Source organism: Microvirga arvi, assembly GCF_016892765.1.
Taxonomy (GTDB): domain Bacteria; phylum Pseudomonadota; class Alphaproteobacteria; order Rhizobiales; family Beijerinckiaceae; genus Microvirga; species Microvirga arvi.
On record NZ_JAFEMD010000003.1, the window covers coordinates 53,769 to 78,351 of the forward strand.

A 24,583-nucleotide genomic window follows, 5' to 3' on the forward strand; every position below is an offset into this window, starting at 1 on the left:
GGATAAGAACATGACGATCCGCATCGGGGCGAATCCCATCGGCTGGTCCAACGACGACATGCCGGAGCTCGGCGGCGAGACGCCGCTGGAGGTGTGCCTGGCCGAGGCCAAGGAAGCGGGCTTCGAGGGCATGGAGCTCGGCAACAAGTTTCCGCGTGAGCCCGAGGCGTTGAAGAAGGCGCTCGCGCCATTCGACATGGCCTGCGTGTCGGGCTGGTACTCTGCCGAACTCCTGAAGCGCGACGCCGACGCGGAAATGAAGGCGCTGCGCCCCCATCTCGATCTGCTCAAGGCCATGGGCTCGAACGTGCTCGTCTTCGCCGAGACCTCGAACGCCATCCACGGCGACCGCTCCAAGCCTCTGTCACAGCGCCCCGTGATGAAGGAGAGCGACTGGGCCGAGTTCGGCCGCCGCATCACGCAAGTTGCCGAGCGTACGCTGCAGGAAGGCGTCCGCGTGGTCTATCACCATCACATGGGCACCATCGTGGAATCGGAGGCCGACATCGACGCCTTCATGCGCTCCACAGGCGAGGCCGTTCACCTGCTCCTCGATACCGGCCATGCAACCTGGGGCGGTGCCGATCCCGCAGCGCTTGCCCGCCGCTATCGCAGCCGCATCAGCCATGTGCACACCAAGGACGTGCGCAAGGCCGTGATGGAGAAATCGAAGGCGGAAGGCTGGAGCTTCCTCGATTCCGTCATCGAAGGCGTCTACACGGTGCCGGGCGACGGCATGGTGGATTTCGTCTCCGTGTTCAAGGAACTGCCGGGATATAGCGGCTGGGTGGTGATCGAGGCGGAGCAGGACCCGAAGAAGGCGCATCCGCTGACCTACGCCAAGATGGGCTATGCCAATCTCACCCGCTACCTCAAGGAAGCCGGCCTGCGATAAGGGAGAGTGCGATGTCCAAGCTTCTCGTCAAACCGTCGAAGCCCGGCGACAACGGGCGCATCCACGCCATCACGCCGCAATCGGCCGGGTGGACCTATGTGGGGTTCGAGGTCTACCAGCTCAAAGGCGGGCAGAGATTGAAGCAAGCGACAGGTGACCGGGAGGCCTGCATCGTCATGCTCTCCGGCAAGGCCCGCGTGGCGGCTTCCGGCCAGGATTTCGGCGTCATCGGCGGGCGAGCCTCGCCGTTCGAGCCGGATCCGTGGTCGCTCTATGCGCCGGCCCGCTCCGAATGGTCGCTGCAGGCCGAGACGGATTGCGAAATCGCAATCTGCACCGCTCCCGCCGAGGGCAAGCTGCCCGCGCGGGTGATCGGTCCGGATCAGGTCGGACAGGAGTCGCGCGGCAAGGACACCAACACGCGTCACGTGCGCAATATCCTGCCTGAGACGGAAGCGGCGGAAAGCCTGCTCGTGGTCGAGGTCATCACGCCCTCGGGCCATTGGTCGAGTTATCCGCCCCACAAGCACGACCGGGACATGCTGCCTCACGAGTCGCTGCTGGAGGAGACCTATTACCACCGCCTCAACCCGCCCTCGGGCTTTGCCCTGCAGCGGGTCTATACCGACGATCGCTCCCTCGACGAGACCCTGGCGGCCGCCAACGGTGACGTGGTGCTGGTCCCGAAGGGCTATCATCCGGTCGGGGCGCCCCACGGCTACGAGCTCTATTATCTCAACGTAATGGCCGGCCCGAAGCGGATCTGGAAGTTCCACAACGACCCGGATCACGAGTGGATGCTGAAACAGGCCTGAGACCGTCTGTCGCTTGATCCTGCCTGACCTTTCAGGCATGAGGCGAGCATTGTTTCCTGAAGAGGCCCCATGTTCTGGTCGGATCTCGCCTCGCGCGCCTTCAAGACCGCGATCGCGCTCACGAGCGCGATCGTGATGGACTACGCGTTCCTGGACGGGCGCATGACGCGTCAGGCCGTGAAGGGGATCGAGCGCATGGCCGCCGATGCACCGGTCCTCATCGACCGTCTCGTCACGAGCGCCCTCAACATCAAGTGGGACCGCTGACAACCTCCAGCGCCATTCCGGCCATCATCGGCACGGCCTCGCCCATGCGGCGGGCGCGCTCCGGGTTGGAGGCATTGCCGTCGAGGGAACGCTTGTAGACGCCTTGGAGAATGGCGGCGAGGCGGAAGAAGCTGAAGGCGAGATAGAACGGCCAGTGGCCGATCACCTCGGTTCCGGTCCGCCGGCAATAGAGCTCGACATATTCGGCCTCCGTCGGAATGCCATGAGCCTTCCTGTCGATGCCGCCCAGGCCGCGGAACGCTCCCTCAGACGGGAGTCGCCACTGCATGCATTGATAGGCGAGATCGGCCAGGGGATGGCCCAGGGTGGACAGCTCCCAGTCGAGCACCGCCAGGATGCGCGTTCCTGCCGGCTCGAAGATCATGTTGTCGAGGCGGTAATCGCCATGGACGAGGCTCACGCGGCCGTCATCCTCCGGCATGCTGCGCTCGAGCCAGGTGATCAGTTCGTCCATCGCAGGAATCGGGTGGGTCTCGGAGGCGCGATACTGCCCGGTCCAGCGGGCGATCTGACGCTCGAAATAGCTTCCCGGCCTGCCGTAATCGGCAAGGCCGACGGCTGCGGGGTTGACCCCATGCAGGGCGGCGAGCGCGCCGTTCATGGAATCGTAGATCGCGGTGCGTTCCTCCGGGCGAAGATCAGGCAGCTTGCCGTCCCAGAAAATCCGCCCCTCCACGTAATCCATCACGTAGAACATGGACCCGATGATCGCTTCATCCTCGCACAGATGCAGGACGCGCGGCACAGGCACATCGGCCTGCGCCAAGGCAGCCATGATCCTGTACTCGCGATCGACGGCGTGAGCCGATTTCAGCAGCGCCCCCGGCGGTTTGCGCCGCAGGACGAAGCGGCCCTGCGTGGATGTGATGAGAAAGGTCGGATTCGATTGGCCACCGGCGAACTTCTCTGCACCCGTGAGGCGGCCGAAGCCTGGAATGGTCGCTGCGAGATAGGGGCCGAGGCGTTCCGTGTCGAGATGGGCTGCTTGCGCTGTCATGGGTTTCAACCAAGCACGGCGAGAGTGATCCACTCGGCCGCGAGAGCCGGCTTGTCCGATCCCTCGATCTCGACGGTGACCTGATAGCGCAGCACCGCTTGCGAAGCGGGCCGCATCGAAACGTCGGCGAGGGAGAAGCGCCCCCTCACCCGCGCTCCCACCGGGACAGGCGAAAGGAAGCGGACCCGGTCCAGGCCGTAGTTGATCCCCATGACTCGATCCTTGATCACCGGCAGCGCCTCCTGCCCCATGGCGGAGAGTAGCGATAGGGTGAGAAAGCCGTGCGAGACGGTGCCGCCGAAGGGCGTCTCCGCCCGTGCGCGTTCAGGATCCACGTGAATGAACTGATGGTCCTCGGTCACGGCCGCGAAGCGGTCGATTCTGGCCTGGTCGATCGCCTTCCATGACGAGACACCGACCTCCTGCCCGATCCGGCTCTTCAGGTCATCGAGGGAGACTGACACGGGCGCATGCGCGTTCATTCCGTCGCCTCTCCGAAGATCTTGTGCCCCGTCTCCACGCCGATGCCGCCGTCGAGGGGAATGATGGCGCCCGTCGTGTAGGCGCCGCCGCGTCCGCAGAGGAACAGGAGCGCTCCCGCGATGTCGTCGGGATGGCCGATGCGGCCGAGAGGCACGCTGGCGGCGACCTGCGCGCGCTTGTGCTCGTCGCCCGTGGCGAAGGCCGTCATGCGGCTCTGGAACGGTCCCGGTGCGAAGGCATTCACGGTGATGCGGCGCGGGGCCAACTCCTTTGCCAGGATGCGCGTGAGATGATGCACTGCAGCCTTGGACGTCGCGTAGGAATAGGCATTGTCGCCGATAGGCGCGGCGCCCATGACAGAGCCGAGATTGACGATGCGGGCGGGATCGCCGTCGCTGGCTGCCGCCTCAAGCAGAGGAAGCAGCTGCTGGGTCAAGGTGAAGAGCCCCGCCACGTTGACCGAGAACACACCGTCCCAGGCTTTGTGCGGAAAGCGCTCCAGCGGCTCGCCCCAGGTCTTGCCGGCATTGTTGACGAGGATGTGAAGGTGCGGGGTCCGCGCCTTCACCTCGGAAGCCACAGCCATCACGCCGGCTTCGGTCCCCACATCGCCGGCAAAGCCTTCCGCCGTGCCGGCGGCGTCGAGCGCATTCAGCTCCCGCGCCACGGCCTCGCAGGCCTCGCCCTTGCGCGAGGCGATCAGCACGCGCGCGCCGGCCCGCACGAGGGCCTCGGCGATCATGCGGCCGATGCCCGTGGCGCCTCCGGTCACGAGCGCCGTCTTGCCCGCGACCGAGAACAGTGAGCCGAGGTAATCCTGAGCCATCGGCCGGTCACGCGGCCGTGGGAAGGACATAGTCCTTAAGGATCTTGCGCAGCTCGAGCTTTGAGGTCTTGCCCGTCGCCGTCAGCGGAATGCTCTCCACGAACAGCACGTCGTCGGGCACCTGCCAGCTCGCCACCTTATTGGTGAGATAGGCCAGGATCTCGTCCTTTGCAGGCTGCGCATCCGGCTTCGGCACGACCACGAGAAGCGGTCGCTCGCCCCAGCGCGGATGCGGCATCGCCAGAACGGCACAATTGGCAACGCCCGGCGCGCCCATGGCTGCGTTCTCAAGATCGATAGAGGAGATCCACTCGCCGCCCGACTTCACGAGATCCTTCGTGCGGTCGACGATCTGCAGGAACCCGTCGGGGGTGATCTTGGCCACGTCGCCGGTCCTGAACCAGCCTTCCGCATCGAGCGCCTGGGCGGTGGCCGCTTCGTTGTTGTAGTAGCCCGACGCGATCGAAGGCCCGCGCACGCAGAGCTCGCCGAAGGCCACACCGTCCTTCGGCAGTTCCTTGCCGTTCTCGTCGACAATCTTCATGTCCACCATGAAGAGACGACGACCCTGGCGCACCTTGAGAGCGACCTTCTGGTCGAAGGGCAGCTGCTCCATCTCAGGGCTCAGCATGCCGAATGTGCCGATGGGGCTCATCTCGGTCATGCCCCAGCCGTGGCAGACGCTGATGCCGTAATCCCGCTCGAAGGCTTCGATCATGGGCTGCGGCGCGGCCGAGCCGCCGATGATCACGTAATCGAGCCCTTCCGGTTTGCGGCCCCTCTGCTTCATCTCGTGGAGAAGCCCGAGCCAGACGGTCGGCACGCCCCAGCTGCTGTCAACCTTCTCGGCCTCCATGAGATTGAAGAGGCTCGCGCCATCGAGCTTTGCGCCGGGGAAGATCAGGGAAGTGCCGGAGAGCGGCGCCGAATAGGGCAGTGCCCAGGCGTTGACGTGAAAGAGCGGCACGACGGGAAGGATCTTCTTCCCCATGCCGAAATAGCGCGAAGCCCCGATGACCGATGTCATGGCGTGGATCACCTGCGAGCGGTGCGAGTAGAGCACACCCTTGGGCTCGCCCGTGGTGCCGGAGGTGTAGCTGAGCGCCGCGGCGGTGTTCTCGTCGAGGTCGGGCCAGGTGATCGTCTCGGGCTGTCCGGTCAGCAGGTCCTCATAGCATTTAAGGCCATCGAGCCCCTCCTGCGCCGGCATCGTCTCGCGGCCGGTCATCGCCACGTAGGTGATGTTCTGGGGCAGCTTGGGGCGCAGGGCAGCGACAAGCGGCGCGAAGGTGATGTCGAAGAAGAGCGCCGTGTCTTGGGCGTGATTGACGATATAGACGAGCTGCTCGGGAAAGAGGCGCGGGTTGATGGTGTGGCAGACAGCCCCGATGCCGGAAATGGCGTAGTAGAGCTCGAAGTGCCGGTAGCCGTTCCAGGCCAGCGTCGCCACGCGATCGCCCGGCTTGACGCCGAGCGCGCGCAGCCCATGCGCCAGCTGGGCAACGCGCTTGTGAATGTCCTTGTAGGTGGTGCGATGGATGCCGCCTTCGGTGGTCACCGAGACGATCTCCGTGTTGGCGTGAACTTCCGCTGCCAGATCGATGATCGCCGGGATCGACAGCGGCCGATCCATCATCATTCCCTTCAACATCGTATCTTCCCTCCGTTTTTTGCTTATTCTCAGGAATTTATCGGTGGCTCGCGACTTGTCCAGCCTGACGCAGAGGCGGCATGGAGGCCTGATCGAGAACGGCAATGGTGGCGAGAGCGACCGCCGTCTGCTTTTCGCGCCCGTCCTTCTCGGTGAACACGTCCGCCGCCACGATGATCATGCGGCTGCCGGGTTTGACGACCCGCGAACGGCAGAAGAGCCGGTCACCATCGGCCGGCGAGAACAGGTTGAGCTTGTATTCGGCCGTGAGGACGCCCTGACCGGGCTTGAGCACCGTGGCGGCGGCAATCGTCGTGCCGTTGTCGATCAGGAAGGCCGTGACGCCGCCGTGAAACAGGCCGTGCTGCTGAAGCAGATCATCCCGGCGAGCAACGGAAATCGTCGAGGAGCCGGGCGCCAGCTCGTCGATCTGGGCCCCAACGAGGCGCATGAAGCCCTGGAGGGCCACTCGCTCCCGGATGCCGGCGGCGCGGCTTTCGAATGGGATTGCATCCATGCGGATCGCCTGCACCTCTGCGGAAAAGGCAGGACCGGCTCTGAGGCCGGCCCTGCCCATTGGGGATTTTACTGGCCGAGGCTTGCGGCCTCGATGGTCTCGACCTTGCCACCTTTGACCACGCCGACGACGATGTTGGCGTTGGTGCCGCCGCGCTCGTCGACGCTGGTGATGCGCGCGGGGTTCTTCTCCGGCGACAGCTTGCCGTAGGCCTCGCTCAGCTTGGCATGGACCGCCTTCGGGTCGGAGACGCTGCCGGCAAGCTTCATAGCCTCGGCCACCGCATTGAGGGTCGAGTAATGATAGGATGCTTCCGTGCCCGGGTTGCGGTCGTAGAGCTTCTTGAACTTGGCGATGAAGCCTTCCGCGCCGGGGCGCTTGTCGTAGATCAGCGGCAGAACGCCGACCGAACCTTCGAGCATATCCATGCCGCCGGTGACGGCCGCCATCTCGTCGAGCTTGGCCTGATCCATCACCACGAAGCCCCCCTTGAAGCCGAGCTCGCGCGCCTGCTTGGCGACGAGAGCCGTGGGCTCGGAGGCGCCGCCGATGAACAGCACATCGGGGCTCGCCGCCAGCACGCGGCTCACGCCGCTGTAGAAGTCGGTATCCTTGTTGTAGGACATGGGGTTCTCGGCCACGATCTGACCGCCGGCCTTTGTCCAGGCTGGACCGAAGAGCTGTGCCCAGGCCTTCGCGTAATCATGGTCGCCGCCCGCCATGGCGAGCTTCTTGCCGAAGGTCTTCATCTCCACGTTGATGAACGGCTGCACATAGCCCGCAAAGGACGGCGGAATGCGCAAGGTCAGCTTGTTGCCGCGCTCCGTCATATTCGGCACGCTGGTATAGGCGCCGAGGATGAAGTTGTCCTGCTCGTTGAAGGCCTGGATCGCGAAGGCGCCGCCGGAATGCGGCGTGAAGATCATCGGCGCGTTGTTCTGCGCCTTCAGGCGCTTCGCGTTCACGGCCGCTTCGCTGGGCGAGTACTTGTCGTCGAGCGCCACGATGTTGAACTTGTACTTCTTGCCGCCCACATCGAAGCCTCCGGCATCGTTGATCTCCTTCGCGGCCATTTCCAGGCCGACCAGGGTGTTTTTGCCGTAAAGCGCGGCGCCGCCGCTGAGCGGGCCGGTATAGCCGATATTGACGGTTTCCTGAGCCGATGCGACGGAGGCGAAGCCGGCGGCGAGCGTGACGGCGCCCGCGGTGTGAACCAGGTGTTTCCAAAGAGCCATTTGTTTCCTCTCCTCTTGTTCTTTCTTCACGGCGCAGGAGTTCGACCGTGATCGGCTCCCGTCTCTCTGTTGGCGAACTTTTTTATGGTTCGCAGGCTTCCACAACCGGCGCCGGATCAGGCGCCGATATAGGCTTTTCGAACACGCTCGTCATTGAGCAGGGTCTCCCGGTCGCCTTCCATGACGATCCGGCCGCTCTCGATGACATAGGCGCGATGGGCGATCTGCAGGGCGGCATAGGCGTTCTGCTCGGCCAGCAGCACTGTGGTACCCTTGTCGTTGATGGTCTTGATCACGCCTAGCACCTGCTTCACCACGAGAGGCGCAAGACCCAGCGAGGGCTCGTCGAGCAGCAGGACCTGAGGCCGCCCCATGAGGGCACGGCCGATGGCGACCATCTGCTGCTGGCCGCCGCTTAAAGAGCCGGCCATGTCGTTCCTCTTGTCGTACAGGATCGGAAACAGCTCAAAGACCTGATCGAGGATCCTGTCCGTTTCTGATCTGTCCTGGCGATGGACATAGGCCCCGAGCAGCAGGTTCTTGCGCACGGACATTTCGGGAAAGAGCTTGCGCCCCTCCGGGCAATGCACGACGCCGGACTGGACGATCTGGGACGGCTTGCGCCCCGCGATGTTCTGGTCCTTGAACCAGATGTTGCCGCGGTTGAGCTTGCGCAATCCGCTGATCGCCAGGAACAGCGAACTCTTGCCGGCGCCGTTGGCGCCCAGCATCACCACGAGCTCGCCGGGCTCCGCATGGATTGTGATCCCGTCGAGCGCGCGGAAGCTGCCGTAATTGAGCTGTGCCCCCTCAAGCCGCAGCATAATCGGCTCCCAGATAGGCTTCGATCACACGCTGATCCGACCGGATCTGCGCGGGCGGGCCCTCGGCGATCATCTCGCCGTGATCAAGCACGACGATCTTGTCGGCAAGACTCATGATCATGTCCATCTTGTGCTCGATGAGGCAGACGGTCAGCCCTGTTCGGATCATCTTCCGGATCAGCTCGGCGAGACCCAGGGTCTCCTCCGGGTTGACGCCGCCCGCCGGCTCGTCGAGCAGCACGATCTTCGGGTCGGTGGCAAGCGCCAGAGCAAATGCCACGCGCTTTCTCTCCTCCTGCGAGATGTCTGCCGCCAGATGGTGCGCGACAGAAGAAAGGCCGACGAAATCGAGCACCTCCTCCGCCTTGGCCCGGCAGCGATGCTCGTCTGCGCGCAGGCGCTGCGTGTTGAATACCACATCCCAGAAGGTGGACGTGGTACGTAGGCGGTGCCCGACGATCAGGTTGTCGAGCACGGTGGCCTGATCGAAGAGGTTGGTCGACTGGAAGGTGCGGGCGACGCCGAGCTTCGCGACTTGGTCCGGCCGCAGGCCCGTCACGTCCTGTCCGTCGAAGAGGATCCGTCCGGCTGTCGGCTTGTGATAGCCGCTCACCAGATTGAAGAAGGTGGTTTTGCCGGCGCCGTTCGGGCCGATGATGGCGTTGATGCGGTTCCTCTCGAAGGAGGTGGTCACGTCGCGGACTGCAGTCAGCCCGCCGAAGCGCTTGGTGAGGCCCTGGATCTCAAGCATTGCTTCGCACCTCCTGCTGAGATGCCAGAACGGACCTTTGCAGCCGCCTATCCTGAACGGAGGCCGCGGCGCGCCTCGCCTGCCGCTGGCGCCAATAGCCGATGAGGCCCTGCGGGAAGTACATGATCAGCAGAATCAGAAGCGGACCGAACACGATCATCCGGAAATCCTGCAAGAACTGCAGGGATTGCGTGAGCCAGGTGAGCAGGATCGCGCCCAGCAAAGGCCCGAACAGCGTTCCGATGCCACCGACGAGGATGAAGGCGATCATGTCGAAGGTGTGGCTCTCCAGTGCCATGGCCGGGCCGATGAAGCGTACGAAGCCGGCATAGAGGGCACCGGCCATGCCGGCATAGAAGGTGGAGAGCACGAAGGCCAGAACCTTGGTGCGCATCAGGTTGATGCCGAGCGTCTCGGCAAGGTCCTCACCGTTACGGATGGCGATGAAGGCGCGGCCGAGCAGCGAATGCACGATTCGGCTCATGAACCACAGGCTCAGCACCAGGAAGAACAACACGAGGTAGTACTGCGACCAGGTGTTGTCGAAGCGGATCGGGCCGAGGCCGGAGGGCGCCGGAATGTCGATGATGCCGACCGTGCCATGGGTCAGCGCGTCCCACTTCTCGATGATGAGATAGATGATGAAGCCGACGCAGAGGGTGAAGATCGAGAAGAAGTGGCCTTTGAGCCGCAGCGAGAGGAGACCGGCGAAGAACCCGACGACGGCGCTCAAGGCTCCGGCGAGCACGAAGGCGATCCAGTAGGGCACGCCGTAATCGACGGTGAGAACACCCACCGTATAGGCGCCGATGGCCATGAAGCCCGCATGGGCCAGGTTGAGCTGGCCCGTATAGCCCAGGATGAGGTTCAGGCCCACGGCCGCAATCGCCATGATGTAGGCAAGCGACATTACGTAGATGTAGTAGTCGTTTGCTGCGACCATCGGAAAGATGATGGCAAAAGCCAGCAGGACCGCGAGGAGAGGCTTCTGCCAGGTCTTCGACGTCATGCCCGGGCTCCGCTGGGAAAGAGGCCTTGGGGTCGGAACGACAGGATCAGGACGAGCAACGCGAAGGCGATGATGTCCTTGTAGTTCGTGGAGACATAGAAGGCGCCGAAACTCTCCGCGAACCCGATCACCAGACCGCCGACGATGGCGCCGGGGATGCTGCCCATGCCGCCGAGAATGATGATCACGAAGGCCTTCATGATCACGAGGTGGCCCATGGACGGATAGATCAGGTTGATGGGGGAAAACAGCGTCGCGGCCACAGCGGCCAGCGCACCGGAGATCGCGAAGGTCAGAACCGAAACCTTCGTGGCATCGATGCCGACGAGGGCCGCTCCTTCCCGGTTCTGCGCCGTGGCGATGATCGTGGAACCGGTGAGCGTGCGCGTGAGGAACAGGTGGAGGACGAACATCAACCCGAACGCCGCCGCGATGATGATGAGCCTCTGTGCGGGAGCGACGAGATCGAAGAGGCGCACGATCTGCGGGTAAGGCGGCGCCAGGCGGTGGAACTCCGCACCCCAGATCGCCTGAATGCCGGCCTCCAGGAACAGGAGGAGGCCGATCGCCGCGATCATGTCGTGCAGCGGCGGCGCATTTCGCAGGCGATGGAAGATGAGGCGATCCGACAGAACGGCGAGTGCCGCGACGACGACAGCCGCCCCGGCCATCGCAACCCAGTAATTCGCACCGAGCGAACCGACGAGATAGAACGCCACATAGGCGCCGACCATGTAGAGGGCGCCATGGGCGAAGTTGGGAATGTGGAGAATTCCGTAGACGAGCGTCAGACCAAGGGCCACGAGCGCATAGACGCTCCCGAGCGTCAGCCCGTTCAGAACCTGCTGAAAGAAGATGTTCAAGGAGCCGTGTCCTCCTCTTGGGCACCGGGCTCCCGTGCTCGACCGCATGCCCTGCCTGGCTGGGGCAGGAACGAGGGCCTTAAGCCTTGCGGCATCAAACCCTCAAGCAGATCAATCCGGGATCCTCGGATCGTTTCCTCTCGAATGAACGGTACGGTCTTTTCCGGAAGCCGAACCGCCGGCAGCGCTTCGTTGGCTCTGCCCTTTGTTGAGAAGAGACTGACACGAGACCCTGGCCTCGTCAACGGATCATGGGAGCAGAATTGCACCGATTTCAAACCGCTTCATATCTGCCCTGGACTCGACATTAGAATAACCGGTACAGTCGAGATGTTGCATTCATGGCATCGCGCCCGGCGCCCGTTCGTGCTAGGAGCTCATGTCATGGGCGGCCTTGCCTGCCTTCCCGGCCAGGAGCCACGAACCGTTATGACGCCGACCTCCAGCGCCCTTCCCCGCCAGACCAAGCGCTACGAGCAGAAGCGGCAATCCATCCTCGATGCCGCCGTGCGCCTCTTCAATCAGAAAGGATTGAAGGGGACGACCCTGGCCGATGTGGCCCAGAGCGTCGGGCTAATCACCAACAGCGTCACCTATTACTACCGCAAGAAGGAGGAGCTTGCGACGGCCTGCCTCCTGCGCTCCATTGAGGCCCTGGAGGAGCTTATCGCCGCAGCCCTGCGCCAGGAGACGCCGGAAGACCGCTTGAGGACGATCCTGCGGCTCTATTGCGAGACGCTTGCGGAGAGCGCTTCGGGCGCCCAGCCGCCGCTCATGAGCTTCAGCGACATGCGGTCGCTGACCAGCCCTCACATGGAACTGGTGTTCGGTACCTACAACCAGATGTTCCGACACCTGCGCAGCCTGTTCGACGGGGAGGATGCGCCGCCGCTGACGCGGGCCCAAAGGAACGCGCGGACGCATCTGCTGATTTCCGTCATGCATGGCGTCCGCCACTGGATAGACCATTACGAGCCGGAGGATTACCGGCGCGTCGCCGACAGGATCGGCGATATCCTCATCAACGGGCTGGCCGCTCCGCAATCCGCCTGGCATCCGACGGTCCTGCCGCATATGACCTGGCCCTCGGCCGAGGAGATCTCGCCCGAGGCCTTCCTGCGCTCGGCCACCATCCTGATCAACGAGCAGGGCTACCGGGGCGCCTCCGTTGAGAAGATCTCGGCCCGGCTGAACGTGACGAAGGGTTCGTTCTACCACCACAACGACAACAAGGACGATCTCGTGGCCGCCTGCTTCGAGCGCACCTTCGCCGTGGTGCGGCAGGTCCAGCGGGCGGCGGAAGCCAATGGAGAGACCGGCTGGGATCATCTCTGCGCAGCCACCAGCGAACTGATCCGCTACCAGCTCTCCGACCAGGGGCCGCTGCTGCGCATCTCCGCCTTCAGCGCCCTGCCGGAGGGCTTGCGTGGCGAAACGAAGCGCACCATTGACCGCCTGGCCCAGCGCTTCGGCAGCTTCGTCGTCGACGGCATGGTCGACGGATCGATCCGCCCGCTCGATCCCTCCGTCGCGGCCCACGTGGTCGACAGCATCATCAACGCGGCCGTCGAGCTCGAATGGTGGGTGCCCGGCATCACGACGGAATCAGCCGCCGACCTCTACGCCAAGCCCCTGTTCATGGGCGTGTTCACGCCGGACCCTTGCGAGGAAGAGCGCCAGCCGGCCAGCAGGGTGCGCAGCGCGGCGACCAGCGCCAGCGGCTGATCGATCAGGACATGATGATAGGCTTCCGGGATCGCGATGATCGGAGTTCCCGGCGGCGGGAGGCCTCTCATCCGTGCGATGTCATCCTCCCGCATCAAAGTCGAACGCTCCCCCAGCAGGATCGCCAAAGGGCATTTCGGAGCCGATAGCGCGGGTGCCGGGTCTTCCCACTCATAGTCGCGCCACAGGTAAGGGTCGAAGCGCCAGGACCAGCCGGATCCCTCCGATGTGCGGACCTGGGCCAGCGACGTCCGGGCAATGAAGTCCGCAATGAAGAGGTGTTCGCAGGGCTGGGCGGGAACGAGCCGGAAACGGTGCAGGGCGGCTTCCAGGGTGGGATAGATCTTATGGGGGCGCATTTCCCAGGGTGCGCCCTTCTCGCGGCGCTCGCGTCGTCGTTCGGCCGAGAAGATCGGCGTGTCGATGGTGATGACCCCGCCGAGCCGCTCTCCGTATCGGGCAGCGGTTTCAAGGATCGGGAATCCTCCGAAGGAGTGACCGATGAAGACAGGCTTTGCCGGACCTTCGAAGAGCCCTGTCGCCTCGGCAACAATCATCGCCTCCTGCACGAAGATGTCGAACGAGTAGCGCTCGCGCCGGTCCGACCCGCCCATGCCCGACCAGGAGAGGGCTGTGCAGCGATACTCGCTCGAGAAGAACGGCGCGATGAAGCTCCACCAATCGGCATGGGCTCCATTGCCGTGGAGGAACAGAAGCCCGGGCTTGCTGCGCTCGCCCCAGGTGAGCGTTTCGATCCTGGCGCCGGCCGCGTCGATGAAGCTGCGCTCCGGCGCATCCGCCAGAGCGTGCTTGAACCAGTCCGGCGCGCTCGGGGGCGCGTCGGAGAGGGACGCAAGCGGTGGAGGACGCAGCGGATCAGGAGCCGTGTCGTTCATGGCCAATGCGATCCTTCGTCAGAGATCGCGAAAGCCCCTGCCCTCGGCGACAAGGCGTTCGAGCAGGGCGGCTGGCTTGAAATCCGCTCCGAACTCAGCCTCGTAGGCGCGCAGCCGCTCCAGCACATGGCTCAAGCCCACCTGCTCGCCATAGAACATCGGACCGCCGCGGTAGACAGGCCAGCCATAGCCGTTGATCCAGACGATATCGATGTCGGAGGAGCGGATGGCGATGCCCTCCTCCAGGATCTTCGCGCCCTCGTTGATCATCGTGTAGACGCAGCGTTCCAAGATCTCCTGGTCCGAGATCGTGCGCCGCTCGATTCCCTTCTTCGCCGAGAGGTCGAGGATGATCTGCTCCACGAGCTTGGAAGGCTTGGCGTTGCGGTTCTCGTCGTAATCGTAGAAGCCGGCGCCCGTCTTCTGGCCGCGACGGTCCTGCTCGCAGAGGATCTCGCGCACCGTCGCGCCCTTCGAGGTCTCGCGCGACCAGCCGATGTCGAGGCCGGCGAGATCGGCCATGGCGAAGGGGCCCATGGGGAATCCGAACTCGTAGAGCACACGGTCCACATCCCAGGGCATCGCACCTTCGAGCACCAGACGGTTGGCCTCGCGCTGGCGCGGCGAGAGCATGCGGTTGCCGACGAAGCCGTGGCAGACGCCCACCAGCACGGCGATCTTGCCGATCCGGCGACCGAGCTGCATGGCGGTGGCGATCACGCGCTTGTCGGTCTTCTCCCCGCGAACGACCTCGAGCAGCCGCATAACGTTCGCCGGCGAGAAGAAGTGCATGCCGAGCACGTGTTCCGGCCGCTTCGTCATCGCGGCGATCTCGTTCACGTTGAGATAGGACGTGTTGGTGGCCAGAATCGCGCCGGGCTTGGCGATGGCATCGAGCTTGGAGAAGATCTCCTTCTTGATGTCCATGTTCTCGAACACGGCCTCGATGATGAGGTCGCAATCGGCAAGGTCTTCCAGCTTGAGGCTTCCGGTGAGGAGCCCCATGCGGTGCTCCACATCCTCCGCTCTCATGCGGCCCTTCTTGGCCGTGCTGTCGTAGTTGCGGCGGATGACCGACAGGCCGCGCTCAAGAGCCTCGGGCTTGGCCTCGACAATAATGACGGGTAGCCCCGCATTGGCGAAGTTCATCGAGATGCCGCCGCCCATGGTGCCGGCGCCGATGATGCCGACCTTCTTCACCGGCAGGGTGGGCGTGTCGTCGGAAATGTCCGGGATCTTCCAGACCTGGCGCTCGGCGAAGAACACGTGGCGCTGGGCCGCCGATTGCTCGCCGCTCACGAGCTCCTGGAAGAGTTGGCGCTCCAGCTTGATGCCCTCGTCGAAGGGCAGGTTCACGGCGGCCTCGATGCAGCGGATGTTGTATTCCGGCGCCTGGAAGCCACGGAACTTGCGGGCATTCGCCTTGCGGAACGTGTCAAAGATGTCCGACTTACCGCGAGCGGCCGCGATCTTGTCGTCGAGATCGCGCACCTTCTTCAGGGGCCGGTTCTCCGCGACCACCTTACGGGCAAAGGCGATGGCGCTCGCCAGAAGGTCGGTCTCGTCGACGAGCTCGTCGACGATGCCCATCTCTTTCGCAGCTTTCGCCGAGATGGGAGTGCCGGAGGTGACCATCTCGAGAGCGCGCTCCGGCCCGACGAGGCGGGGAAGGCGCTGCGTGCCGCCGGCGCCCGGCAGCAGGCCGAGCTTCACTTCCGGGAAGCCGACTTTCGCCGAGGGGACGGCCACGCGGTAGTGGCAGGCGAGCGCCGTCTCCAGACCGCCGCCGAGCGCCGTGCCGTGAAGGGCGGCGACCACCGGCTTTGCCGAAGCCTCGATGAAGTCCACGACTTCGGGCAGCATCGGGCGCTTCGGCGGCTTGCCGAATTCGCTGATGTCGGCGCCGGCGAAAAAGGTGCGGCCTTCGCAATGAAGCACCACGGCCTTGATGCCCGAATCGGAATTGGCTGTCCTGATTCCCTCGACGATGCCCTCGCGCACCTGCGCCGAGAGTGCGTTCACGGGAGGCGAATTGACGGTGAGCACCGCGATCTCACCGTCGCGCCTCAACGCGACGACGGGATTGATGCGGGTTGCGGAACTCGTCTCGGCCGCGCTGCTCATGCTGCTCTCCTCCCCTGATTCGGTACGCTTGTCTCAAGGACGTGTCTTAGTAGATCTCGAATAGACCAGCAGCCCCCATGCCGCCGCCGACGCACATGGTGACGACGCCGTATTTCGCGCCGCGGCGCTTGCCTTCGATGAGGATGTGCCCGGTCATGCGCGCGCCCGACATGCCATAGGGATGGCCGATGGAGATGGCGCCGCCGCTCACATTGAGCTTCTCGTTGGGAATGCCGAGCCGGTCGCGGCAATAGAGCACCTGGCAGGCAAAGGCCTCGTTGAGTTCCCAGATGTCGATGTCGTTCATGGTCAGGCCGTGTTGCTTAAGCAGCTTCGGCACCGCGAAGACCGGCCCGATTCCCATCTCATCCGGCTCGCAGCCGGCAATCGCCATGCCGCGATAGGCGCCGAGCGGCTGCAGGCCGCGGCGCTCAGCCTCCTTCGCCTCCATCAGAACGGCCGCCGAGGCGCCGTCCGACAACTGGGAGGCATTGCCCGCCGTAATGAAGCGGCCTTCCTTCACGCGCTGCCCGTCCTTGAACACCGGGTTCAGCGCCTGCAGATCCTCCAACCGCGTCTGCGGGCGATTGCCCTCGTCCTGCGAGAGTGTGATCTCCCGCTCGGAGGTGGCGCCGCTCGCCTTGTCGACGACGAGCATGCGCGTCGTCATAGGGACGATCTCGGCTGCGAAGCGCCCCTCGGCCTGAGCCTGCGCCGTGCGCTGCTGCGACTGCAGCGCGTATTCGTCCTGCGCCTCGCGGGAGATTCCATAGCGGTCCGCCACGATTTCGGCCGTCTCGAGCATGCTCATGTAGAGCGCCGGAATCGTCTCCACGAGCGCAGGATCCTTGGCGCGATAGCGGTTCGCATGCTCGTTCTGGACCAGGGAAATCGATTCAAGGCCGCCGCCGACGGCGATGCCGATCCCGTCGACGACGATCTCCTTGGCGGCCGTCGCGATGGCCATAAGACCCGAGGCGCATTGCCGATCCATGCTCATGCCCGCGACGCTCGTCGGCAATCCTGCACGTAAGGCCGCCTGGCGGGCGATGTTCGATCCGGTCGAGCCCTGCTGCAAGGCGGCGCCCATCACCACGTCACCGATCTCGCCGGGATCGACGCGTGCGCGCTTCACCGCCTCCGCGATGGCATGGCCGCCGAGGGCCTGAGCCTGGGTATCGTTGAAGGCGCCGCGATACGCCTTGCCGATGGGGGTGCGCGCCGTGGAAACAATGACAGCTTCACGCATCTTGGGATCCTCCCTGGATCGCTGGGGCCATGGCAGCCCCTTCATTCCAAGCCACCCGGCGCCGGCGGCGGCGAGCGCTCCTAACCTTGTCGGGTTCTATTAATGACAAAAGCGGTATGTTTTTGTCTAGCCTAAATCCTTTTGAAAATATGATGAAATTTCGCATCGGCACAGTTTTTCGAAAAATCGGCTTGCATCTGGAAACAGCGGAGATACCCTACCTTCAACACATAGTGCGCGCTTTCCGGGGAGGAAGCGAAGGATGCTGGCCCTACTCAGCAAACAGCCGGGCGGACCCGAGGTGCTCGTGCTGGAATCCGTGTCCGAGCCGCGCCCGAATCCGGGAGAGGTCCTGCTGGCCGTGCAGGCCTGCGGCGTCAATTATCCCGACGCACTGATCATTGAGGATCGCTATCAATTCAAGCCGGAACGTCCCTTCGCTCCAGGCGGTGAGGTTTCAGGTATCGTCGAGGCGGTTGGCGAAGGCGTGTCTTTCATCAAAGCCGGCGACCGGGTGATCGGCTCCTGCGGCTGGGGCGGCATGGCCGAGAAGCTCGCCATTTCCGCCAGCCGTTGCATTCCGATGCCTGACAGGATGCCCTTCGACGAGGCCGCGGCCTTCGTCATGACCTATGGCACCTCCTACCATGCGCTCAAGGACCGGGCTCATCTCAAGGCGGGCGAGACGCTGCTTGTGCTGGGTGCCGCCGGAGGCGTGGGGCTCGCAGCTGTGGAACTCGGCAAGGCCGTGGGCGCAAGAATCGTCGCGGCGGTCTCGTCGGAAGAGAAGGCGGCGCTTGCCCGGCAGCACGGTGCGCAGGAGAGCATCGTCTATGCACCTGGACCTCTCGACAGGGAGAGTGCAAAGACTCTGGCCGAGCAGTTCAAGCAAGCCTGCGGGCCCAACGGGGCCGACGTGATCTACGATCCGGTCGGTGGCGATTATTCGGAAGCGGCCCTTCGCGCCATCGCCTGGGAAGGCCGCTTCCTCGTGGTCGGCTTCCCGGCAGGCATCCCGAAGATTCCGCTCAACCTGCCACTCCTGAAATCCTGCCAGATCGTCGGCGTGTTCTGGGGCGCCTTCGCCAAGCGCGACCCCAAGGCCAATGCCGCCAATCTCCGGGAGCTTCTGGAGCTCTACGAGCGCGGCACCATCAGGCCGGTGATTTCCGAGCGCGTGCCGCTGGCCCGTGCGGGCGAGGCCATTGCGGCCTTGAGCGCGCGCAAGGCCATGGGCAAGATCGTCGTGACCATGAACGGAGCTGATGCTTCATGAGCCGCCCGGCCCATCCCTGGGAGCGCTCCTATCCATCCGGCGTTCGGTGGGATGCTCCCATCGAACCGACGACGCTGCCAAGGCTCCTGGACGAGGCGGTGGCGGCCTATGGTGACAGACCCGCCATCGAATATCGCGACAGGCCTGTCAGTTACACCGAGATCGGTCGTCAGGCTGATGCGTTTGCCGCCGCCCTTCTCCGATCATCGATCGATCCGGAAGGAGCTGTCGCCCTCTATCTGCCCAATACGCCTTATCATCCCTTCGCGTTCTTCGGCACTGCGAAGGCCGGAATCCGGCTCGCTCATCTGAGCCCCCTCGATGCCGAACGGGAGCTGGCGCACAAGCTGCACGACAGCGGCGCGCGCATTCTTGTGACGACCAATCTCGCCAGCATGCTGTCAATGGCGCTCAAGCTCTTGGATGCCGGCCATGTGGACCAAGTGATCGTCGGCGAAGACGCCGTCTGGGGATCGTGCCCGGCGCCTGTGATGCCGATCCCGGAGCGGCCCGATGTGATCACCTTCGAAGCTTTCACGCGCGATGTTGTTCCGCCCGCGCAATGGCCCACGATCACGCCTGACGACATCGCTCTGCTGCAATATACCGGCGGCACCACCGGCACGCCGAAAGGCGCCATCCTCACCCACGGCAACCTCACTGCGGCTGTTGCCATGTACGAGGCTTGGTTCGGCCCTCAGCTGAACACGCGCCCCGGCGAGCAGAAGGTGATCTGCGTCTTGCCCCTGTTCCACATCTATGCGCTGACCACGATCCTGCTGCGGCAGATCAGAAACGGCAACGAGATCCTGCTGCGCCTGCGCTTCGACCCCGAGACGACGTTGCGCGACATCGAGGTGAAGCGGGCGACCGCCTTTCCCGGCGTTCCCACCATGTGGATTGCGCTTGCCAATTATCCGGGGATCGAGAACCGCGATTTCTCCTCGATGATTCATTGCAGCTCCGGAGGGGCACCCCTGCCGGTCGAGGTCGGGGATCGCTTCCATCGCCTGACCGGTCAGCGACTTCTCGGCGGTTGGGGCATGACGGAAACATCCCCCGCCGGCACGAACCTGCCGCTCAAAGGACCGCCGAAGCCCGGCTCCATCGGCATTCCCATGCCGGGCGTCGAGCTCGACATCGTGTCCCTCGACGAGCCCCGCCGGGTGCTCGGCGTCCGTGAGACCGGAGAGCTTCGCGTCCGGGGTCTCAATGTCAGCCGCGGCTACTGGAACAAGCCCAAGGAGACGGCCGAGTCCTTTACCGAGCACGGGTTTCTGACCGGCGATATCGGCTACAGGGATGAGGACGGCTATTTCTTCATCGTCGACCGCCGCAAGGACATGATCATCTCCGGCGGCTTCAACGTCTATCCGCAGGTGATCGAGCAGGCAGTCTACGAGCACCCGCAGGTGGAGGAGGCCATCGTCATCGGCATTCCGGATGCCTATCGCGGCGAGGCCGCCAAGGTGTTCGTGAAGCTGAAGAACCGCGCACCCGGCTTCACTCTGGAGGAGCTGCAGGCCTTCCTCGCCGACAAGCTCGGCAAGCATGAGATGCCCGTAGCTCTCGAAATCCGCGATGCGCTTCCGCGTACCTCCGTCGGCAAGCTGTCGAAGGTCGAGCTGCGTGATGCCGAGCGGCGCAAGGCGGAGGCCGCAACATCGTGATCATCAACGCTCTTTCGCTTCAATTCTACGCTTAGAGGATATCGCCCATGGATCTGCGGTTCACCGATGAGGAGCTCGCCTTCCGCGACGAGGTGCGCGCATTCTTCCGCACGGCCCTTCCCAACTCAATCCGCCGCAAGATGATCGACGGCCACCACCCGAGCAAGGACGACCTCGTCACCTGGAGCCGCATTCTCAACGCCAAGGGCTGGGCGGTGCCGCACTGGCTGGTGGAATGGGGCGGCACCGGGTGGAGCCCCGTGCAGCAATACATCTTCCGCGACGAGCTGCAGCAGGCGCCCGCTCCCGAACCGCTCGCCTTCGGCGTCAACATGGTCGGACCTGTGATCTACACTTTCGGCAACGAGGATCAGAAGCGACGCTTCCTGCCGCGCATCGCCAATCTCGACGACTGGTGGTGTCAGGGCTTCTCGGAGCCCGGCGCCGGTTCCGACCTCGCGTCTCTGAAGACGACCGCCAAGCGCGATGGCGATCATTACATCGTCAACGGCCAGAAGACCTGGACCACGCTCGCACAGCATGCGGACTGGATCTTCTGCCTGGCACGCACCGATTCCGCCGTGAAGAAGCAGGAGGGAATCTCCTTCCTGCTCATCGACATGAAGACGCCGGGCATCACCGTCCGCCCGATCCAGACGATCGACGGCGGGCACGAGGTCAACGAGGTGTTCTTCGACGACGTGCGCGTGCCGGTGGACAATCTTGTCGGCCAGGAGAACAAGGGCTGGGACTATGCCAAGTTCCTGCTCGGCAACGAGCGCGTGGGCATCGCCCGCATCGGCATCTCGAAGGCGCGCCTGAAGCGCGTGCGTGAGCTCGCGAGCCTGGAGCGCGTCGGCGACGTTCCGCTAATCGCGATCCCGCGCTTTCGCGAGAAGCTCGCTGCCATCGAGGTGGAGCTGAAGGCGCTCGAGATGACGCAGCTGCGCGTGGTGGCCGCCGAGAGCCGGCGCGAGAAGGGCAAGCCCGATCCCGCCTCCTCGATCCTCAAGATCAAGGGATCCGAAATCCAGCAGGCCACCACCGAGCTTTTGATGGAAGTCGTCGGCCCCTTCGCCATGCCTTACCAGCCGGAAGAGGAAGGCCGCAACGAACCCCTCGATGGACCGGACTGGGCGAGCACCGCCGCGCCGACCTATTTCAACTGGCGCAAGATCTCGATCTATGGCGGTTCGAACGAAATCCAGAAGAACATCATCGCCAAGGCGATCCTGGGGTTCTGACCCCTCATGTGACATGAGCTTTGAGGAAACGCGGACATGGACTTTGATCTCAGCGAAGAGCAGCGCCTCCTGAAGGACAGCGTCGATCGCTTGATGGCGGACCGCTACGACTTCGAGAGCCGCCAGCGCTATGCCAAGGAGCCGGAAGGCTGGAGCCGTGAGCTGTGGAGCGCCTATGCCGAACTCGGCCTTCTCGCCCTGCCCTTCGACGAGGCTCATGGCGGCTTCGGTGGTGGTCCGGTGGAGACCATGACGATCATGGAAGCCTTCGGACGCTCGCTGGCGCTCGAGCCCTATCTTGCCACCGTCATTCTCGGCGGTGGCCTGCTGCGGCACGGCGGAAGCGAAGAGCAGAAGGCAGCTTATCTGCCCCAGATCGCCTCGGGCGATCTTCGTCTTGCCTTGGCCCACACGGAACGGCAGTCGCGCTACGACCTCTTCGATGTCGCGACGTCTGCCCGGCACGACGGCGGCGGCTTCGTTCTCGATGGCCAGAAAAGCGTCGTGCTGCACGGCGACAGCGCCGACAAGATCCTGGTGACCGCCCGCGTCGCCGGTTCCCGCCGCGACCGGGACGGCATCGGCCTCTTCCTCGTCGACGCTAACGCACCCGGCGTTTCGCGACGCGGTTATCCGACTCAGGATGGGCAGCGCGCCGCCGAGGTGACGCTGGAATCCGTGCGCGTCGACGCCGGCAATGTCATCGGTAACCCGGAAGGCGCTCTGCCCGTCGTGGAAAAGGTGACCGACATCGCCATCGCGGCCCTCGCGGCCGAGGCCATCGGCGCCATGGACGAGATGCTCAAGCTCACGGTCGACTACCTCAAGACCCGCCGCCAGTTCAACACCACCATCGGATCGTTCCAGGTGCTGCAGCACCGCTCGTCGGAGATGTTCATTGCCCTCGAGCAGGCGCGCAGCATGGCGATGTTCGCTGCCATGATGGCGCAGGAGGAGAATTCCGAGGAGCGGCGCAAGGCGATTTCCGCTGCGAAGGTGCAGATCGGCCGCTCCGGCCGTTTCGTCGGCCAGCAGGCGATTCAGCTGCACGGCGGCGTCGGCATGACCATGGAATACAAGGTCGGCCATCTCTTCAAGCGCGTGACGATGATCGACACCCTGTTCGGCGATGCCGATCACCATCTGTCCAAGCTTGCCGAAACCGGCGGCCTGATCGCGGCCTGAGGAGGCGTCGATGCTGTTTCCCATAAGCCCGCGAGCCGAGGAACTGCGCAACCGCGTGACGGAATTCATGGAAGCCCATGTCTATCCGGCGGAAGAAATCTTCGAGCAGCAGCTCAACGCCATGCCCAATCGCTGGGGTGTGGCGCCGGTCATGGAGGATCTGAAGGCGCGCGCCAAGGCTCAAGGGTTGTGGAACCTGTTTCTGCCCAAGCGCCATTACCCGGATTCCCTGACGAATCTGGAATACGCCATGGTCTGCGAGATCATGGGCCGCTCGCCCATCGGTGCGGAGCCGTTCAACTGCTCCGCACCCGATACCGGCAACATGGAGACGCTGATTCTCTATGGCACGGAAGAGCACAAGGAGCGCTGGCTCAAGCCCCTGATGGAGGGCGAGATCCGCTCGTGCTTCGCCATGACCGAGCCGGAGGTGGCCTCGTCCGATGCCACCAACATCCGCACGGAGATCCGCCGCGAAGGCGACGAATACGTCGTCAACGGACGCAAGTGGTGGACCTCCGGCGCCATGGACCCGCGCTGCAGGATCGCCATCGTCATGGGCAAAACGAATCCGGATGCGCCCAAGCACCAGCAGCAATCGATGATTCTGGTGCCGATGGACACGCCCGGCGTAAAAGTGATCCGCCCGCTCACCGTCTTCGGCTATGACGACGCGCCGCACGGCCATGCGGAGGTTTTGTTCGAGAACGTGCGCGTGCCCGCCTCCAACATCCTGCTCGGCGAAGGACGCGGCTTCGAGATCGCCCAAGGCAGACTTGGGCCCGGTCGCATCCATCACTGCATGCGCTCCATCGGCTTGGCCGAGCGGGCGTTGGAGACGATGTGCAAGCGATCCCTGTCGCGCAGCACCTTCGGCAGGCCCGTGGCCGACCATGGCGTGACGCGCCACTGGATTGCCGAGTCGCGCATGGAGATCGACCAGGCGCGCCTGCTCACGCTCCAGGCCGCGCGCATGATGGACGAGGTCGGCAACAAGGCGGCCCGCGCCGAGATCGCCATGATCAAGGTCGTGGCGCCGAACGTGGCGCAGAAGGTCGTGGACCGGGCCATCCAGCTCTGCGGCGGCGCCGGCGTCAGCCAGGATTTTCACCTTGCCTATGCCTATGCCCGCGCCCGTGTGCTGCGGCTCGCCGACGGCCCGGACGAGGTGCACCGTGAGACCGTCGCCAAGATCGAACTCGCGAAGTACAAATCCGCCGACCGGCCGCGCAATGCAGGACCTGCCGCATGAGCTCTCCCTTCGACCTCACCGGAAAGGTGGCCATCATCACCGGATCGAGCCGCGGCATCGGCCGCTCCATTGCGGAAACCATGGCCTCGCTCGGGGCCAGGGTCGTGGTATCGAGCCGCAAGATCGAGGCGTGCGAACCTGTGGTCGAAGACATCCGCGAGAGCGGCGGCGAGGCCATCGCCATGGCCTGCAACATCTCGCGAAAGGCCGAGGTGGAGGCCCTCGTCACCGGCACCCGGGAGCGGCTCGGGCCGATCGACATCCTGGTTTGCAACGCCGCCGTCAATCCGGTCTACGGCCCCATGAGCAGCCTCAGCGACGAGGCATTCGACAAGATCATGGGCGCCAACGTGAAGAGCAATCTGTGGCTCTGTAACCTCGTCATTCCGGAGATGGCGGAGCGGGGTGGCGGCGCGGTCGTGATCGTCTCGTCGATCGCAGGCATCAGGGGCACGGGGGTCATCGGCGGCTACGGCATCTCGAAGGCGGCGGACTTCGCGCTTGCCCGCAATCTTGCGGTGGAATGGGGCCCGCAGAACGTGCGCATCAACTGCATCGCGCCGGGCCTGATCAAGACTGATTTCGCGCGGGCCCTGTGGGAGGACCGGCAGGTGCTGGAACAGCGCAACACCCAGACTCCCCTGCGCCGCATCGGCACGCCTGACGAGATCGGCCCGGTGGCGGCCTTCCTGGCATCGTCGGCGGCAAGCTTCATGACCGGCCAGACCGTCATCGTGGATGGCGGTGTCACGATTGCATGACCGCCCGAGGGTGGAACAGGAAGAGCGCGATCCCGTTCCACTCCTGA

Annotated in this window: 23 protein-coding genes; 10 read left to right on the plus strand and 13 right to left on the minus strand. The window is 64.3% G+C overall.

From position 1 onward, the window contains the following. The first annotated feature begins 10 nt into the window (after window positions 1-10). The 3 genes from iolE (at window position 11) to ILT44_RS02640 (ending at window position 1,977) form a co-directional block, all read left to right on the plus strand. Entirely contained in the window at window positions 11-895 is an 885-nt protein-coding gene (iolE, locus tag ILT44_RS02630) for a myo-inosose-2 dehydratase (protein ID WP_204238011.1), read from the plus strand. Window positions 896-906: 11 nt separating this feature from the next. Then, window positions 907-1,710, plus strand: a complete 804-nt coding sequence (gene iolB / locus ILT44_RS02635; RefSeq protein WP_204238012.1) for a 5-deoxy-glucuronate isomerase — start codon at window positions 907-909, stop codon at window positions 1,708-1,710. Between the two features lie 69 nt (window positions 1,711-1,779). Further along, window positions 1,780-1,977: a hypothetical protein gene (locus tag ILT44_RS02640; RefSeq protein ID WP_204238013.1), complete on the plus strand. Its 198-nt coding sequence runs from the start codon at window positions 1,780-1,782 to the stop codon at window positions 1,975-1,977. Here the strand turns inward: ILT44_RS02640 and ILT44_RS02645 are convergent. The 10 genes from ILT44_RS02645 to ILT44_RS02690 all read right to left on the minus strand — a co-directional run bounded on the left by ILT44_RS02645 (window position 1,961) and on the right by ILT44_RS02690 (window position 11,154). Further along, the gene (locus ILT44_RS02645) at window positions 1,961-2,995 is read right to left on the minus strand and encodes a phosphotransferase family protein (protein ID WP_204238014.1); all 1,035 of its coding nucleotides are present in this window, start codon (window positions 2,993-2,995) and stop codon (window positions 1,961-1,963) included. The two genes, ILT44_RS02640 and ILT44_RS02645, sit on opposite strands and share 17 nt — an antisense overlap. A 5-nt stretch (window positions 2,996-3,000) precedes the next feature. Then, window positions 3,001-3,477 (minus strand): MaoC family dehydratase, encoded by a 477-nt coding sequence (locus tag ILT44_RS02650; protein WP_204238015.1) that lies wholly within the window; start codon window positions 3,475-3,477, stop codon window positions 3,001-3,003. Further along, window positions 3,474-4,304 (minus strand): SDR family oxidoreductase, encoded by an 831-nt coding sequence (locus ILT44_RS02655; RefSeq protein WP_204238016.1) that lies wholly within the window; start codon window positions 4,302-4,304, stop codon window positions 3,474-3,476. The genes ILT44_RS02650 and ILT44_RS02655 overlap by 4 nt, the downstream gene beginning before the upstream one ends. A 7-nt stretch (window positions 4,305-4,311) precedes the next feature. Then, window positions 4,312-5,955: a long-chain-fatty-acid--CoA ligase gene (locus ILT44_RS02660; protein WP_204238017.1), complete on the minus strand. Its 1,644-nt coding sequence runs from the start codon at window positions 5,953-5,955 to the stop codon at window positions 4,312-4,314. A 37-nt stretch (window positions 5,956-5,992) separates the two neighbouring features. Beyond that, complete coding sequence (locus ILT44_RS02665) at window positions 5,993-6,472, minus strand: PaaI family thioesterase (RefSeq protein ID WP_204238018.1); 480 nt, start codon at window positions 6,470-6,472, stop codon at window positions 5,993-5,995. Between the two features lie 68 nt (window positions 6,473-6,540). After that, window positions 6,541-7,707 (minus strand): ABC transporter substrate-binding protein, encoded by a 1,167-nt coding sequence (locus ILT44_RS02670; protein WP_204238019.1) that lies wholly within the window; start codon window positions 7,705-7,707, stop codon window positions 6,541-6,543. Between the two features lie 116 nt (window positions 7,708-7,823). Then, on the minus strand, window positions 7,824-8,531 hold the full coding sequence (locus ILT44_RS02675; RefSeq protein ID WP_204238020.1) for an ABC transporter ATP-binding protein: 708 nt from the start codon (window positions 8,529-8,531) through the stop codon (window positions 7,824-7,826). Continuing rightward, window positions 8,518-9,282 (minus strand): ABC transporter ATP-binding protein, encoded by a 765-nt coding sequence (locus ILT44_RS02680; protein ID WP_204238021.1) that lies wholly within the window; start codon window positions 9,280-9,282, stop codon window positions 8,518-8,520. The genes ILT44_RS02675 and ILT44_RS02680 overlap by 14 nt, the downstream gene beginning before the upstream one ends. Further along, window positions 9,275-10,291 (minus strand): branched-chain amino acid ABC transporter permease, encoded by a 1,017-nt coding sequence (locus tag ILT44_RS02685; RefSeq protein ID WP_204238022.1) that lies wholly within the window; start codon window positions 10,289-10,291, stop codon window positions 9,275-9,277. Before ILT44_RS02685 ends, ILT44_RS02680 begins: the two co-directional genes overlap by 8 nt. Next, a complete protein-coding gene (locus ILT44_RS02690; protein ID WP_204238023.1) occupies window positions 10,288-11,154 on the minus strand; it encodes a branched-chain amino acid ABC transporter permease in 867 nt (288 codons plus the stop codon). The genes ILT44_RS02685 and ILT44_RS02690 overlap by 4 nt, the downstream gene beginning before the upstream one ends. A 384-nt stretch (window positions 11,155-11,538) precedes the next feature. Between ILT44_RS02690 and ILT44_RS02695 the strand changes: the two genes are divergently transcribed. Beyond that, window positions 11,539-12,879 (plus strand): TetR/AcrR family transcriptional regulator, encoded by a 1,341-nt coding sequence (locus ILT44_RS02695; RefSeq protein WP_204238024.1) that lies wholly within the window; start codon window positions 11,539-11,541, stop codon window positions 12,877-12,879. Here ILT44_RS02695 and ILT44_RS02700 read toward each other — a convergent pair. The 3 genes from ILT44_RS02700 to ILT44_RS02710 form a co-directional block, all read right to left on the minus strand. Then, window positions 12,774-13,775, minus strand: a complete 1,002-nt coding sequence (locus ILT44_RS02700; protein WP_204238025.1) for an alpha/beta fold hydrolase — start codon at window positions 13,773-13,775, stop codon at window positions 12,774-12,776. The genes ILT44_RS02695 and ILT44_RS02700 overlap by 106 nt on opposite strands. An 18-nt stretch (window positions 13,776-13,793) precedes the next feature. Next, window positions 13,794-15,863, minus strand: coding sequence for a 3-hydroxyacyl-CoA dehydrogenase NAD-binding domain-containing protein (locus ILT44_RS02705; protein ID WP_307826297.1), 2,070 nt, complete (start codon window positions 15,861-15,863; stop codon window positions 13,794-13,796). An 82-nt stretch (window positions 15,864-15,945) separates the two neighbouring features. Further along, the gene (locus ILT44_RS02710) at window positions 15,946-17,148 is read right to left on the minus strand and encodes an acetyl-CoA C-acyltransferase (protein ID WP_204238027.1); all 1,203 of its coding nucleotides are present in this window, start codon (window positions 17,146-17,148) and stop codon (window positions 15,946-15,948) included. 262 nt (window positions 17,149-17,410) lie between these two features. Between ILT44_RS02710 and ILT44_RS02715 the strand changes: the two genes are divergently transcribed. The 6 genes from ILT44_RS02715 to ILT44_RS02740 are packed head-to-tail and all read left to right on the plus strand — an operon-like array spanning window position 17,411 to window position 24,536. Then, entirely contained in the window at window positions 17,411-18,424 is a 1,014-nt protein-coding gene (locus ILT44_RS02715; protein WP_204238028.1) for an NADPH:quinone oxidoreductase family protein, read from the plus strand. Next, window positions 18,421-20,094, plus strand: coding sequence for a dicarboxylate--CoA ligase PimA (gene pimA / locus ILT44_RS02720; RefSeq protein ID WP_204238029.1), 1,674 nt, complete (start codon window positions 18,421-18,423; stop codon window positions 20,092-20,094). The genes ILT44_RS02715 and pimA overlap by 4 nt, the downstream gene beginning before the upstream one ends. Before the next feature lie 47 nt (window positions 20,095-20,141). Next, window positions 20,142-21,338, plus strand: coding sequence for a pimeloyl-CoA dehydrogenase large subunit (gene pimC / locus ILT44_RS02725; RefSeq protein ID WP_204238030.1), 1,197 nt, complete (start codon window positions 20,142-20,144; stop codon window positions 21,336-21,338). A gap of 36 nt (window positions 21,339-21,374) precedes the next feature. Further along, window positions 21,375-22,523 carry an acyl-CoA dehydrogenase family protein gene (locus tag ILT44_RS02730; protein ID WP_204238031.1) on the plus strand — a complete coding sequence of 383 codons (1,149 nt, stop codon included), beginning with the start codon at window positions 21,375-21,377 and terminating at the stop codon, window positions 22,521-22,523. A gap of 10 nt (window positions 22,524-22,533) precedes the next feature. Beyond that, a complete protein-coding gene (locus ILT44_RS02735) occupies window positions 22,534-23,775 on the plus strand; it encodes an acyl-CoA dehydrogenase family protein (protein ID WP_204238032.1) in 1,242 nt (413 codons plus the stop codon). Beyond that, a complete protein-coding gene (locus tag ILT44_RS02740) occupies window positions 23,772-24,536 on the plus strand; it encodes an SDR family NAD(P)-dependent oxidoreductase (protein WP_204238033.1) in 765 nt (254 codons plus the stop codon). The genes ILT44_RS02735 and ILT44_RS02740 overlap by 4 nt, the downstream gene beginning before the upstream one ends. Window positions 24,537-24,583: the final 47 nt, after the last annotated feature.

What these genes read in the sequence shown, in the direction of transcription:
- iolE (WP_204238011.1), top strand. Translation starts at nt 11, where the DNA reads ATGACGATCCGCATCGGGGCGAATCCCATCGGCTGGTCCAACGACGAC.
- iolB (WP_204238012.1), top strand. Translation starts at nt 907, where the DNA reads ATGTCCAAGCTTCTCGTCAAACCGTCGAAGCCCGGCGACAACGGGCGC.
- ILT44_RS02640 (WP_204238013.1), top strand. Translation starts at nt 1,780, where the DNA reads ATGTTCTGGTCGGATCTCGCCTCGCGCGCCTTCAAGACCGCGATCGCG.
- ILT44_RS02645 (WP_204238014.1), bottom strand. Translation starts at nt 2,995, where the DNA reads ATGACAGCGCAAGCAGCCCATCTCGACACGGAACGCCTCGGCCCCTAT.
- ILT44_RS02650 (WP_204238015.1), bottom strand. Translation starts at nt 3,477, where the DNA reads ATGAACGCGCATGCGCCCGTGTCAGTCTCCCTCGATGACCTGAAGAGC.
- ILT44_RS02655 (WP_204238016.1), bottom strand. Translation starts at nt 4,304, where the DNA reads ATGGCTCAGGATTACCTCGGCTCACTGTTCTCGGTCGCGGGCAAGACG.
- ILT44_RS02660 (WP_204238017.1), bottom strand. Translation starts at nt 5,955, where the DNA reads ATGTTGAAGGGAATGATGATGGATCGGCCGCTGTCGATCCCGGCGATC.
- ILT44_RS02665 (WP_204238018.1), bottom strand. Translation starts at nt 6,472, where the DNA reads ATGGATGCAATCCCATTCGAAAGCCGCGCCGCCGGCATCCGGGAGCGA.
- ILT44_RS02670 (WP_204238019.1), bottom strand. Translation starts at nt 7,707, where the DNA reads ATGGCTCTTTGGAAACACCTGGTTCACACCGCGGGCGCCGTCACGCTC.
- ILT44_RS02675 (WP_204238020.1), bottom strand. Translation starts at nt 8,531, where the DNA reads ATGCTGCGGCTTGAGGGGGCACAGCTCAATTACGGCAGCTTCCGCGCG.
- ILT44_RS02680 (WP_204238021.1), bottom strand. Translation starts at nt 9,282, where the DNA reads ATGCTTGAGATCCAGGGCCTCACCAAGCGCTTCGGCGGGCTGACTGCA.
- ILT44_RS02685 (WP_204238022.1), bottom strand. Translation starts at nt 10,291, where the DNA reads ATGACGTCGAAGACCTGGCAGAAGCCTCTCCTCGCGGTCCTGCTGGCT.
- ILT44_RS02695 (WP_204238024.1), top strand. Translation starts at nt 11,539, where the DNA reads ATGGGCGGCCTTGCCTGCCTTCCCGGCCAGGAGCCACGAACCGTTATG.
- ILT44_RS02700 (WP_204238025.1), bottom strand. Translation starts at nt 13,775, where the DNA reads ATGAACGACACGGCTCCTGATCCGCTGCGTCCTCCACCGCTTGCGTCC.
- ILT44_RS02710 (WP_204238027.1), bottom strand. Translation starts at nt 17,148, where the DNA reads ATGCGTGAAGCTGTCATTGTTTCCACGGCGCGCACCCCCATCGGCAAG.
- ILT44_RS02715 (WP_204238028.1), top strand. Translation starts at nt 17,411, where the DNA reads ATGCTGGCCCTACTCAGCAAACAGCCGGGCGGACCCGAGGTGCTCGTG.
- pimA (WP_204238029.1), top strand. Translation starts at nt 18,421, where the DNA reads ATGAGCCGCCCGGCCCATCCCTGGGAGCGCTCCTATCCATCCGGCGTT.
- pimC (WP_204238030.1), top strand. Translation starts at nt 20,142, where the DNA reads ATGGATCTGCGGTTCACCGATGAGGAGCTCGCCTTCCGCGACGAGGTG.
- ILT44_RS02730 (WP_204238031.1), top strand. Translation starts at nt 21,375, where the DNA reads ATGGACTTTGATCTCAGCGAAGAGCAGCGCCTCCTGAAGGACAGCGTC.
- ILT44_RS02735 (WP_204238032.1), top strand. Translation starts at nt 22,534, where the DNA reads ATGCTGTTTCCCATAAGCCCGCGAGCCGAGGAACTGCGCAACCGCGTG.
- ILT44_RS02740 (WP_204238033.1), top strand. Translation starts at nt 23,772, where the DNA reads ATGAGCTCTCCCTTCGACCTCACCGGAAAGGTGGCCATCATCACCGGA.